Annotated in this window: 10 protein-coding genes; 7 read left to right on the top strand and 3 right to left on the bottom strand. The window is 67.8% G+C overall.

Translation table 11 applies throughout. The features are described 5' to 3' along the window. Nucleotides 1–38 precede the first annotated feature (38 nt). The 5 genes from KA383_09465 to KA383_09445 all read left to right on the top strand — a co-directional run bounded on the left by KA383_09465 (nucleotide 39) and on the right by KA383_09445 (nucleotide 7,825). The gene (locus tag KA383_09465) at nucleotides 39–1,172 is read left to right on the top strand and encodes a hypothetical protein (GenBank protein MBP7746352.1); all 1,134 of its coding nucleotides are present in this window, start codon (nucleotides 39–41) and stop codon (nucleotides 1,170–1,172) included. Nucleotides 1,173–1,263: 91 nt separating this feature from the next. Further along, complete coding sequence (locus KA383_09460) at nucleotides 1,264–3,318, top strand: polysaccharide biosynthesis protein (GenBank protein MBP7746351.1); 2,055 nt, start codon at nucleotides 1,264–1,266, stop codon at nucleotides 3,316–3,318. Nucleotides 3,319–3,358: 40 nt separating this feature from the next. Beyond that, nucleotides 3,359–4,510, top strand: a complete 1,152-nt coding sequence (locus KA383_09455) for a 1-deoxy-D-xylulose-5-phosphate reductoisomerase (GenBank protein MBP7746350.1) — start codon at nucleotides 3,359–3,361, stop codon at nucleotides 4,508–4,510. Next, on the top strand, nucleotides 4,495–6,783 hold the full coding sequence (locus KA383_09450) for a site-2 protease family protein (GenBank protein ID MBP7746349.1): 2,289 nt from the start codon (nucleotides 4,495–4,497) through the stop codon (nucleotides 6,781–6,783). Before KA383_09455 ends, KA383_09450 begins: the two co-directional genes overlap by 16 nt. Before the next feature lie 67 nt (nucleotides 6,784–6,850). Then, the gene (locus KA383_09445) at nucleotides 6,851–7,825 is read left to right on the top strand and encodes an isoaspartyl peptidase/L-asparaginase (GenBank protein MBP7746348.1); all 975 of its coding nucleotides are present in this window, start codon (nucleotides 6,851–6,853) and stop codon (nucleotides 7,823–7,825) included. 41 nt (nucleotides 7,826–7,866) lie between these two features. Here the strand turns inward: KA383_09445 and KA383_09440 are convergent, their stop codons facing one another. From KA383_09440 to KA383_09430, 3 genes are all read right to left on the bottom strand, one after another. Then, complete coding sequence (locus KA383_09440) at nucleotides 7,867–8,766, bottom strand: formamidopyrimidine-DNA glycosylase (GenBank protein ID MBP7746347.1); 900 nt, start codon at nucleotides 8,764–8,766, stop codon at nucleotides 7,867–7,869. 69 nt (nucleotides 8,767–8,835) lie between these two features. Further along, the gene (locus KA383_09435) at nucleotides 8,836–9,858 is read right to left on the bottom strand and encodes a hypothetical protein (protein MBP7746346.1); all 1,023 of its coding nucleotides are present in this window, start codon (nucleotides 9,856–9,858) and stop codon (nucleotides 8,836–8,838) included. A 182-nt stretch (nucleotides 9,859–10,040) separates the two neighbouring features. Then, on the bottom strand, nucleotides 10,041–10,460 hold the full coding sequence (locus KA383_09430) for a DUF3788 family protein (GenBank protein MBP7746345.1): 420 nt from the start codon (nucleotides 10,458–10,460) through the stop codon (nucleotides 10,041–10,043). Nucleotides 10,461–10,549: 89 nt separating this feature from the next. Here KA383_09430 and KA383_09425 point away from each other — a divergent pair, with 89 nt between their 5' ends. After that, the gene (locus KA383_09425) at nucleotides 10,550–11,065 is read left to right on the top strand and encodes a GNAT family N-acetyltransferase (protein ID MBP7746344.1); all 516 of its coding nucleotides are present in this window, start codon (nucleotides 10,550–10,552) and stop codon (nucleotides 11,063–11,065) included. A gap of 146 nt (nucleotides 11,066–11,211) precedes the next feature. After that, entirely contained in the window at nucleotides 11,212–12,441 is a 1,230-nt protein-coding gene (locus KA383_09420) for an HpcH/HpaI aldolase/citrate lyase family protein (protein MBP7746343.1), read from the top strand. The last annotated feature ends 15 nt before the right edge of the window (nucleotides 12,442–12,456 follow it).

The raw sequence follows: 12,456 nt of genomic DNA, 5'->3' as shown, positions 1-12,456 counted from the left end.
GACCGGTTGGAACGTTTGACCGGTTTGAGGTCACTCGAATGCGTTGGTGGTATTGGCTGTGGGTGGGGGGCGCACTGGGTGTGCTGGCGACCGTTCCAGGTGCATCCGCCCAGGCGCAGCGCGCGCGCACACTGGATAACCTGATCCGGCGACCGGCCGACGAGGGGCCATCGACGTCGCTCGGCGGGTATTTTACGCGTTCGCCTCTGGCGCCGCTCAGCGCCACGCGGCGTGAATCCAGCGTGGCTCTCCTGGGGCAGCCCCGGCTGCCGTCCCGGGGTGACCTGAACAGCACAGCGAACCAGGGGCTTCTGCAGACCGCCCGACTGGGACTGCGCGCGACGATGGGAATGCCGCAGCGGACGTTTTACGCCGACCTGTTTGCGAACCGAGATCAGCAGTTCGGGATGATCACGGGCCTGGATGCCGCGCGGAGCCTGCAGCTTCCGCTGCCGGGCGTGCCGATCGGGTACGTGCCCGCGCTCAGCGCGTCGCGCTATACGCCGCGCGCGCCCGCGACGCGGTTCGAGAACCTGCTGGGGTTAACCCCGGTCCCGACGGAGCCGGCGGTGCCGCTGACGACCACCGTGGCGGAACGACTGGAGCAACGCACCGCGGAGCGCGCGGCGCAGGCGGAGCGTGAGGGAATCGCGCTCTTCAAGCAGGCCACGGTAGACATGCGCCATCCGGAGACGCTGCGTTTCGAGCGGTGCACGGACTGCAACGAGAACCTCGTGCGCGCCATGCAGCGTTTACGGATGGCCAGCGAGCTGGATCGCCAAACCGCGGTGCCGTTGCTGTTGATGGCGCACCTGGCCTTGGAGCAGGAGCGACCGCTGCAGGCGGTGGACGACCTGCTGGCGGCGCTGCGCCGGGCGCAGAGCGTGTTCACCGGCGCACCGGGCGAGTTCGATGCGTACTTCGGCGACGCGTCCGCCACGGGGCGGTCGGCCTTCCTCGAAATGCAAATGCGGCGCTACGCGCGGATTGCCGAGTTGAATCCAGGTTCACCCTCGGCCCAGGCGCTGCAGGCGTACTGCGCGTGGCGGCTGGGGGACTCAGGTGCGGCGCAGCTAGCGCTGGGGCAGGTGGAACAGTTGGCTATGCGCGACCCGGGCCGGACGGACGAACTGCTGAATTTCGCAGCGGCGCTGCGGGCCGTGATGCCGTGAGCGACGACCAGAGGCACGGCAGGGCGCGCTGCCGTCGCGCGGCCGACCGGTCATAAGATGTGGCGCGCGGGTCGCGCGCGGCGAACGGGATATGCACAGGGATGAGGAGAAGCTGGCGCAGGGGGCCTGGCTCGAGTGGCTGGGGCGACACCGCGTGCCGGTGAGTGTCACCGCGCACCTGGTTCTGTTTGCGTGCGCCTGGTTCCTGGCGTTCGGCCTGGCGTACAACTTCAAGCAGTCGCCCACGCTGTCACGGCCACTGCTGTGGATCAAGTCGCTGTTCATCGAGGTTCCGCCCTTCGAGCCGGGGGTGTTCGACTGGCTGACGGATTTCTGCCTGCCGCTGCTGGTGCCGGTGCTGGCGATCAAGCTGACGGTGTTCGTGCTGTTCGGGCTGCACCGGGCCGCATGGCGGTATGTCAGCCTGCGCGACGTGTTCGCGATTGCGCGCGGGGCCTGGTGGAGCTTCTTCGGCATTTTCATCCTGTACTATGGGCTGCAGAACGCGAGCTCGCTCGGGTTGCCGATTCAGCCCTTCGGCGAGAAATTCCCGGATTCGGTGTTCGTGCTGGATTTCGCGGGGACGATCGCGCTGGTCTGCGGCGGGCGGCTGGCGGTGCGGCTGTATCACGAGGAGGTGCGGCCGGCCACGGAGGGCGTGATGCCCAAGCTGCTGATCGTGGGCGCGGGCGACGCGGGTGAGAACGTGGTGCGCGAAATCCTGCGGATGCCGGTCGCGCGTTACCGCGTCGTGGGCTTCGTGGACGACGACGAGACCAAGGCGGGAACGTCGATCCACGGGTACGAGGTGCTCGGGCCGATCCGGAACATCAAGGCGATCTGCGACGAGTACGCGGTGGACGAAATCCTCATCGCGATTCCGTCCGCGACGCGCGCGCGGCTGCGCAGCGTGGTCGAGTTGTGCCAGGGTACGAACCTGCGGTTCAAGACGTTGCCGGCGCTGACCGACCTGATCGCGGGCCGGGCCTCGGTGAAGGAAATCCGCGACGTTGACATCAACGACTTGCTGGGGCGGGTGCCGGTCAAGCTGGACGACGATGAGATCGCCAAGTTCATCCGCGGCCGCGTGGTGGTGGTGACCGGCGCGGGCGGGTCGATCGGGTCCGAGATGTGCCGGCAGATAGCGCGGTTCGAGCCGCGGCGGCTGGTGCTGATCGAGCGGTCGGAGCCGGGGTTGTTCCCGATCGACCAGGAGCTGCGGCGCCAGTTTCAGCGCACGGACATAGTGCCGTACATCGCGGACGTCGGCGACCGGGCCCGCATACGGCACGTCTTTGCCACCGAGCGCCCGAGCGCGGTGTTCCACGCGGCCGCGCACAAGCACGTTCCGATGATGGAACACAACCCGGGCGAGGCGATCAAGAACAACGTGCGCGGCACGCGCACCGTGGCCGATGCCGCGACGGAGTATGGCTGCGAGAAGTTCGTGATGATCTCCACGGACAAGGCAGTCAACCCGACGAGCATCATGGGCTGCTCGAAACGCGTGGCCGAGATGTACATCCAGGGGCTGGACGCGCGCTCCGAGACGCAGTTCGTCACCGTGCGGTTCGGCAACGTGCTGGGCAGCAGCGGCAGCGTGATTCCGATCTTCAAGGAGCAGATCGCGCGCGGCGGCCCGGTGACCGTGACGCACCCGGAAATGGTGCGCTACTTCATGACCATCCCGGAGGCCGCGCAGCTCGTGTTGCAGGCGGCATCGATGGGCCAGGGCGGCGAGATCTTCGTGCTCGACATGGGCGAGCAGGTCAAGATCGTCGATCTCGCGCGGCAGATGATCACGCTGTCCGGCTTCCGTCCGGACGTGGACATCAAGATCGCGTTCTGCGGCATGCGCCCGGGTGAGAAGCTCTACGAGGAACTGGCGATCGACGGCGAGGGCGTGTCGCGCACGGCGCACCCCAAGATCGGCATCTGGCAGAACATCCCCACGGACTGGGACACACTCGTCCGGGACATCGACCGGCTAGTGGCGGATGCGGACACGCTCTCGCGCGAGGAAGCGCGACAGCGGCTGAAGGAGATCGTGCCGGCCTTCCACCTGGAACCGCCGCCGCCCCGGATCGAGAACGAGCGTGCCAACGGGTTGTTTGCGAACGCGGATGTGAAGGCGGCCTCGGCCTAGCCGGCGGCGGCGCGGGGGATTCAACGCTATACTACGCCCCATGCCCAAGCGGGTAATCATTCTGGGTTCGACGGGGTCGATTGGCCGCTCGGCGCTCGAGGTGGCTGCGGCGCTGGGGGATGAGCTGCGCGTGGTGGGCCTGGCGGCACGCCACAACTGGCAGCCGCTCGCGGCCCAGGCCGGGCGGTTCGGCGTGGCCGACCTGGCGATCGCCGACGAGGCTTGCTACGACGACCTGCGGCGGGCCGCACCGGCCGGAGCGCGGGTGCGCGCCGGGACCGCGGGACTGGTCGAACTGGTTGAAGCGCTGGACGCCGACTTCGTGCTGGCCGCCATCGTGGGCGCCGCGGGCCTGCCGGCGACGCTGGCGGCGGTGGAGCGCGGCCTGGACGTCGGGTTGGCCAACAAAGAATCGCTCGTGGTGGCGGGATCGTTGCTGATGCCGTTGGCCGCGGAGCGCGGCGGCGCGTTGATCCCGGTTGATAGCGAGCATTCCGCGATCTTCCAGGCGCTGCACGCCGGCCACCGCGAGGACGTCCGACGCATCCATCTCACGGCATCCGGCGGGCCGTTCCGGCAGTGGTCGCCGGAAAGGATCGCGCAGGCGACGTTGGCGGACGCGCTCAACCACCCGACGTGGTCGATGGGTCCGAAGATCACGATCGACAGCGCTACAATGATGAACAAGGCGCTGGAGATCATCGAGGCGCACTGGCTATTTGGGTTGTCGGCGGACCAGATTAACGTGCTGATCCACCCCGAATCGATCGTGCATTCGATGGTGGAGTTTCAGGACGGGTCGATCATTGCCCAACTGGGCACGCCGGACATGAAAACGCCGATCCAGTACGCGCTGACGTACCCCCGGCGTATGACCGGGATCGCCGAGCCGCTCGACTGGAGCCAGGCGCGCTGTCTGCACTTTGAGCCGCCGGACTGGGCGCGGTTTCCGGCGCTCGAGCTGGGTTACGCGGCGGCGCGGGATGGTGGTGCGGCCGGAGCGGTGCTGAACGCTGCAAACGAGGTGGCGGTGGAGCGGTTCCGGGCGGGTGAAATCCCGTTCGGGGAGATTGCCGCGGTGACGGGCGAAGTCTGCCGGCGGCATCGACCGGTGGCGCGGCCGGCGCTGACGGACCTGTTGGCGTGTGACGCCTGGGCGCGTGAAGAAGTGAAACGTTGTCTGCGGAGCTGAGCGGCCTGATGGAAAACCTGAGCGTGAATGAGAGTATGCTGCAGTGGCTGCTCAACAGCTACCTGTTCATCAAGGTGCTGATCGGCTTCTCGATCATCATCTTCGTGCACGAGCTGGGGCACTTCGCGGCGGCCAAGTGGATGGGGGTGCGCGTCGACCGCTTCGCGCTCGGGTTCTTCTACCGCGTGTGCGGCTATCGGCGCGGCGAGGGTTTCACGTTCGGGCGGCGGCCGACGTACAAGCCGGAGGAGTTGACGGCGCGTGGCTTCGGCGAAACGGATTACTGCATCAACGCGCTGCCCTTCGGCGGCTACGTGAAGATGCTCGGCGAGGACGACATCGTCGTGAACGAGGAGACCGGCGAGGTCAAGCCGAGTGCGGACCCGCGGGCGTTCACGAACAAGTCGGTCGGTCGGCGGATGGTCGTCGTGTCGGCCGGCGTCATCTGCAACATGCTGTTCGCGGTCCTCGTGTATGCGGCGATCTTCCTGTTTCTGGGAGCGCGGAAGTTTGCGCCGGTCGTGGGGGTCGTGGACATGGGCGGGGCCGCGGCGAGCGCCAACGTGCAGGCCGGCGATCGCTTCACGGAGATTGACGGCGCGCCGATCGAGTCGCTCGATGATCTGGGCATGGCGGCCGCCGTGGCCAAGGCTCCGCTGCGCGTCCGGGTGGAGCGGAACGGGGTCCTGCTGGACAAGGAGATTACGGTCGCGGCCGGCGCACGCGCCGGCAGCTTGACGGAGCTGCTGGGCATCTCGCCGGTGTACACGACGACTGTGAATCGAGAGCTTCGCGCGCTGTCCGACCCGCGGGGTCTGCAGACCGGTGATCGCATCACGCGCGTGAACGAATGGCCGGTCGCGACCCTGTACGAACTGATCGTGGCGGTCGAGCGTTGCGGCGGGCGGCCGCTGGAGTTCACGATCGAGCGGCCCGATCCGCGGCAGCCTGGCCAGTCGCAGACGTTGACGCTCGTGCAGCACGCGTCGCTGGTGCTGGGGCCCGCGAGCGACGAGCTGGCGGCGCAGCCGGCCGCGGACACCCGGCACCTGTTGGGGTTGCTGCGGCGCTCGCGCGTTGAGAGCGTCGAGCCGGGTGGACCGGCGGCGGCGGCCGGGTTCAAAGTGGGTGATGTGGTCGCTCAATGGGGTAACATCGCCAATCCGCTGCTCGGGGACATCACGGCCAGCAACGAGAAGAGTGTGGACACGCCCATACCCGTGGTGGTGGAGCGTGACGGGCAGCCGGTGTCGCTGACGGTGACGCCGCGCCGGCCGTTCAGCCTGTTCGGCACGCGCGCGGCGCGGGTGGGGGTGGGGTTCGGTGGTGAGGAAGATCGGCCGGTTGTGGCCGACGTGGTTGCGGACACGCCGGCGGCGGAATTGGGGTTGCCGCGCGGGGCGGAGTTGTGCGCAGTGGACGAGCAGCCGGTGCACACCTGGGCTGCAGCGTTTGAGGTGCTGCGGGCGGCGGCCGGGCGGATGGTGACAGTTCGCTCGCGCGCTGGCACCGAGGAGCTTGTCGGTCGCATGCAGGTGCCCAGCAGCATTGTGAATGAGCTGCAACTGCCGCCTTCCGCGCAGATCAAGGCCATCAACGGCGAAACCAAGGTGCGGCTCGAATCGGGCCGCGAGGTGGCGTTGCCGGCGACGCGGGCGGTCCAGGAGCTGCTCCGGCGGAATGTCGGGAACACGGTGACGGTGACCTGGCTGTCGAGCTTTTTGGACGCTAGGCAGGAGACGAGCACGTTTACGGTGCGCGCCGACAACACGGATCCGTGGCAGATGCGTGGGCAATATCGGTTTGACCCGGAAATCCTGCGGTGTTTCGAACCCAGCATGGTAGTAGTGACGGCCCACGGCAATCCGCTGGCGGCGCTGCAGATGGGCGTGCAGCAGACGGGACGCGTCCTGTGGAGCGTCTACGCCGTTCTGCGCAGCATGCTGTCGCCGCGCGGCCGCGTGGGTGTGCAGGACGTCTCCGGGCCGCTCGGCATTGTGCGCGTCGCCATGCAGCATGCCGAAGCCAGCATGGGCGATCTCTTGTCCTTCATGGCGTACATCTCGGTCAACCTGGCGGTGATCAACTTCATCCCGCTGCCGGTCGTTGACGGCGGCGTGATGATGTTTCTGCTGCTGGAGAAGATTCGCCGCAAGCCGATGAACCTGAAGGTCCAGGTGGTCACGACGCTGGTTGGGCTGGGGCTGATCGTGCTGGCGTTCGTGCTGGTGACGTTCCAGGACGTGGTGAAATGGATGAGCGGGACGCTGTAGCCGCGCCGGCGCGGCCCGCGCACACCTGCGGCTGCATCAACCCACGGTCTGAGATTCGAGATGCTCGATGGGCGTACGCCATGTCGTGCGTAGCCACGATCCGTGGGCTAAACTCACGCTCATGAGCGCGTTACTGCTTTCGACCTGGAAGTTCGGTACGATCGCGAATGCGGCGGGGTGGCCGCTGTTGCACGCGGGCGGGATCGCCCTCGACGCCGTGGTGGCCGGTGCCACCGCGGTCGAGGACGATGAGAGCGTCGATTGCGTCGGCGTCGGCGGCACGCCGGACGCGAGCGGCGAAGTCACGCTGGATGCGTGCGTGATGACCGCCCCGAATCGCTGCGGGGCCGTCGCGGATATCCGCCGCTACGCGAATCCGACCGCGCTGGCGCGGTGCGTGATGGAGCGCACGCCGCATGTCATGCTGGTCGGGCGGGGCGCCGAGCTGTTCGCTGCGCGCCAGGGTTTCACACCGCGCGCGTTGCTCACGGACGCCGCGCTGCAGCGCTGGCGCGAGTGGCAGCAGAAGACCGCACCCGACAGTGGTGCCGTCTGCCGCGGTTGCACGCCGCCAGGTGACTTTTCGACATCCAGCCACGACACCGTCAGCCTGCTCGCGTGCGATCGCGCCGGGCATCTGGCGGGCGCCTGCTCGACGAGCGGCATGGCGTTCAAGCTGCCTGGGCGCGTCGGCGATTCGCCGATCATTGGGCACGGGCTGTACGTGGATCAACAGGCGGGCGCGGCCGCGGCGACCGGTAATGGCGAGCTGATCATGGGTGTCTGCGGCTCGTTCCTCTGCGTCGAGTTGATGCGGCAGGGGGCCAGCCCGTTGGATGCCTGCATCGCCGTGCTACGCCGGATCGCGGAGCGCTTCGACGTGCCGCCGGACTGGCAGGCGGCGTTCATCGCGCTGGCGCCTGCGGCGCGGGGCGGCGCGTGGGCGAGCGCGGCGTTACGGCCGGGTTTCGTGCACGTTATTTCAGACGACGCCGGCACGCGTACCGAGTCGCCGCCGTTCGTGCTGTTCCCGCAAGCGTAGGGCAGGTCGTGCTCGACCTGCCATGATGTGGCGGCGACGCTCTACAACTCCTCCACCGTCCGCGGCCAATCATCGCGCAGCAGCCGCGAGAGCGACCGGTCCGCCAGCACGCGTCCGCCAGTCTGGCAGCCGGGGCAGTAATTCGTCTCGTTCTCCGCATATCGGATGCGCTGCACGGCGACGCCGCACACCGCGCACGGCTGCCCGAACTTGCCGTGCACCGCGAACTCCGGCCGAAACGCGGTGATCTCGCCCGGCCCCGGAAAGCGATCGGCGAACTGCGCGCGCAGGACTTCGATCCAGTGTTGCAGCGTAGCGCGCGTCGCCGCGTGCAACCGGGCGATCTCCGCGTCACTGAGCTTGCTGGTCAGGGTCAGCGGCGACAGTCGCGCGGCGTGGAGAATCTCATCGGAGTACGCATTGCCGATGCCCGAGAACGTGCGCGGATCGGACAGGGCACGCTTGAGCGTGTGATTCTCGCGGCGTAATGCGGCGGCGAAAGCCTCCGTGTCGGCGTTGAGCACGTCGATGCCGCCGGGGTCCAGCGCGGCAAGCGCGGTTTCCCCGCGCACGACGTGCAGCGACGCCCGCTTCTTGCCGCTGGCTTCGGTGATCGCCAGCGTTCCGGTTGGAAAGTCGAACAGTGCGAGCACGATCTTCCCCGGCGGCTTTGCGCCCGCGGCCAGCCAGCGCAGGCGGCCGGCGATCATCAGATGCAGGACGGCGAAGACCGGATCATGCGCGCCCTCGCCGCAGCACAGCACAACGCGTTTGCCAAGCCGGCGAAGATCGTGGACGACTTGGCCCGCCAACGACTCAACGGGCGGCTCGAACGTCCGAACGAAGAACGGGCTGAGGATGCGTACTTGCGTCAGCGTCTGCCCGACGACGCGCGGCCGCAGCGCGTCCAGGTACGCCAGGATGTCCGGCAGCTCCGGCATGCCGGCATGATAGCAGCGCCGGGCAGGCCGTTGACCTGCCCGGCGCTGCGGGCTGCGTAGCTCGGACCATCACCACCAATGGTGGGGCGGTGGGGGCGGTAGTTCGTCCAACTCCGCCAACTGATCCTCGGTCAGGAGCGCCTCGAACGCCGTCGTGGCATCATCGCGGACCTGTTGCGTCGCCGTACGGAGTGTCTCGTGCAGCGACTCGATCGCCGTAACCTGCTCATCCGTCAATCCCAGCGTCTCGATCGTGTCCGGGCTCAGGCAGAGCGGAGCCGGGCCGTGCCGGCCGCCGGGGCCTTCCGGACCCCGCGGGCCGTATGCGGGGCCGCGTCCACCCGGCGGAGGCGGAGGCGGCAGGTCCTCGCCGGCGACGTCGATTGCCTCCAGCTCAACTAACGCTGCCGGTGGCTCTGGGCACGGCGCCAGGGGCACGTCCGCCGGCCGAGCGCAGGCTGAATTCTCGGTTGGCGGACACAACGGCTCCGGCGGTGTCGCCGCACCTTCCGGCAAGGCGGGCGGCTGCGAGAGCTCTTCGAGCGCCTGTCGCTGCTTTTCGGTCAGGAGGGCCAGCACGTTCTCGCGGGCCGTCGCGTGCAGTGTGACAATCTGGTCATGCGCCGCCTGGTAGATGTCTTCCGCCTGCGCTTGCTGCTCCTCGGTCAGCGCGATCGGCGGCAATGGCAGATCACATGGCGGATCGCCGAGTATTTCCTGCATCTGTGCGCAGTATTCATCCTGCGTGATCTCGCCGGCGTCGAAGGCTTCCTGCACGGCGGCGAGCGCGGCCTGCTGCTCTTCGGTGAGCGGCACGGCGTGGTGCCGCATGTGCGGCGACGGTGGCGGGTCGGGGAAGAACAGCTCATCCTCGCTCGCGGTTGATTCAGCCTCGTCCGTGTTCGCTGTTTCGGATGCGGTGGACGTGGTTTCCTCGTCGTCCGTGTCGGCGACAGCCGCCAGGCCCGCGGTCAATGTCTCGACCAGGCTGCTCACGTCCGTCTCGTCGGTGCAGCCGCCTGGCAGCCCAAACAGTGCCAGTGCGACCAGCGCGGCCCCTGCCAGCATCCCAAGTGCTTGCGTCGTATGCATGATCCGGTCTCCTCTTTCCGGTGCCGGTCGCGGCCGGAGCACGCTCCGACCTCGCTACAGCGTCGACACCTGCAATAGAAAACGTCGGCGGGCGAGATTTATTTGCCTGGCGGGCGCGGCTGTGCCAGGTGCGCGTGTGTGACCGAGAAAACGACCGGCGTGCGCGGAAATGCGGCGGCAGGTCAGTTCTTCACTTTGATTGTCAAGAGCCGCTTTACAATTGCGGCGTCGGCGGCGGTCTGCACGGCGATGCGCACGGCGCGTCCTTCGGTATACTGCGGAGCGGTGCGAATCAGCTCGATGATTGGCGCGGGCAGGTCCGATTGCAGCGCGGCCTCAACCGCGGCCGCGCCAAAGGCAAACGCCGCGATGAAGTGTCGCGCGAGCGGGCGCATGTAGATTACATTGCTGCGCTTGCCGCGCACGACGAACGTCCAGCCGCTCTTACCGCCGTAGTGCTTCCAGGTTGCGGTCGCGCTCGGCGCGGCTTCTTGCGCAGCGACGATCAACGCGTCCCAGTAGCGCTTGGTGCGTCCCAGCGCTTGCGCGAGATCGGCGTCGTTCGGCCGGTGAGACTTGTCCCCGAAGATCGGCTCGTCCATCGTGTCGTGCCTCCCGAATCAGCGGGACATGCTACCCGATTCCGGCGGCGTGCGCGCCGGCGTGCCGGTCGCTATACTGCGCTTTCACGATGGAACTGATGGCCGCACACGTGCCGGAGCTCATCCCCACCGTCCGCGAGCTCTTTCGCGAATACGCGGACTGGCTGAAGGTCGATCTTTGCTTTCAGGGTTTCGAGCAGGAACTCGCCGGCTTGCCGGGGGCGTACGCACCGCCGCGTGGGCGTTTGCTCCTCGCGCGCGAAGTAGAGGCCTGGGCTGGGTGCGTAGCGTTGCGGCCATTCGCGGAAGGTGACGCGCCGGCGTCCGACCCCGCCGGCATCTGCGAGATGAAGCGCCTCTACGTCCGGCCGGCGTTTCGTCGTCGCGGCCTCGGCCGGATGCTTGCGATCGCGGTGATCGACGCCGCGCGGCAGATGGGCTACACGCACATGCGACTCGACACATTCTCCTACATGACCGCGGCGATCGAGCTGTACCGCGGCCTCGGCTTCGTCGATGTGGCGCCGTACCGTTATAACCCGCACGCCGCCGCGACGTATCTGGAACTGGACCTCCAAACTCCGCATTCACCACCAAGACACTGAGGCGCCAAGCTGGCCGGACTGTGCGCTGGTTCGCGCGGGGGTCTGCAGTGCCGCCGGCTTCATGCCGCGGCCCGTCGCCGCTATACTGAGCAGTTCAGCCGGCGGCTGGGAAATCGCGGCTGAGCTTACACGTTGGTGAGATACCTATGACGAACAACGACCTGATCGGCCGCACCGCCGAAGCCGGCCGGCGCGGCACGGATGTCCGTTCCGATTGCTGGGTGAAGATCACGCCGACCGCGTCCGGCGGTATCCAGTTGCAGCTCAAGACCAAGGTCGAGGTGATGTACGGCGAGGCCACGCGCCAGCTCGTCCGCGACGGACTGACGCACCTCGGCGTGCCCAACGCCACCGTCGAGATGGAAGACGCCGGCGCGCTGCCGTGGGTGCAGATGGCCCGGTTCGAAGCGGCAGTCCGGCGATTGCATCCCGACGGCACGACGTCGGTGTCGGCCGTGCCCGAACTGCTCCCGGAGTTCGTCGCCGGCGCGCAGTATCCAACCGAACGCGACCGCTTCCGCCGTTCGCGGCTGTATCTGCCCGGCAACGAGGCGAAGTTCATGCTCAACGCCGGCCTGCACGAGCCGGACGGCGTGATCCTGGACCTGGAGGACAGCGTTGCGCCGCCGATGAAGGACGAGGCGCGGCTCATGGTGCGCAACGCGCTGCGCAGCATTGACTTCAAGGGCGCGGAGCGCATGGTGCGGATCAACCAGGGCGAGCGCGGGCTGGTCGATCTCGACTTCATCGTGCCGCACAACGTGCACGTGATCCTGATTCCAAAGGTCGAGGACCCCGAGCAGGTGCGGCAGGTCGACGCGCGCGTCCAGCAGGTCCAGAAGAAGTGCGGTGGCACGCGGCCGGTGTATCTCATGCCGATCGTCGAAAGCGCGCTTGGGGCGATCAAGGCGTACGAGATCGCGACGGCGTCGAAGAACACCTGCGCGCTGACCATCGGCCTGGAGGACTACACCGCCGACATCGGCACGCAGCGGACCAACGAAGGGCGCGAGAGCTTCTGGGCCCGCTGCCAGGTGGTGAACGCGGCCCGCGCCGCCGGCGTGCAGCCGATCGACACGGTCTTCTCCGACGTGAGCGACATGGACGGCCTGCGCGCCAGCGTGCTGGAGGCGAAGTCGCTCGGCTTCGACGGCAAGGGCTGCATCCACCCGCGGCAGATCCGCGTCATCCACGAGGCCTTCGCCCCTGCGCCCGCGGAGCTGGAAAAGGCCCAGAAGATCGTGGCGGCGTTCAAGGAAGCGGAAGAGAAGGGCCTCGGCGTCGTCTCGCTCGGCAGCAAGATGATCGACCCGCCGGTGGTCAAGCGGGCGTTGCGGACAGTAAGGCTGGCGGAGGCGCTGGGGCTGGTGAAGTAGCACGGCGGCGACACG

It is taken from the genome of Phycisphaerae bacterium (genome assembly GCA_017999985.1).
Lineage (GTDB): Bacteria > Planctomycetota > Phycisphaerae > UBA1845 > Fen-1342 > JAGNKU01.
This window is presented reverse-complemented; position numbering and strand designations above follow the sequence as displayed.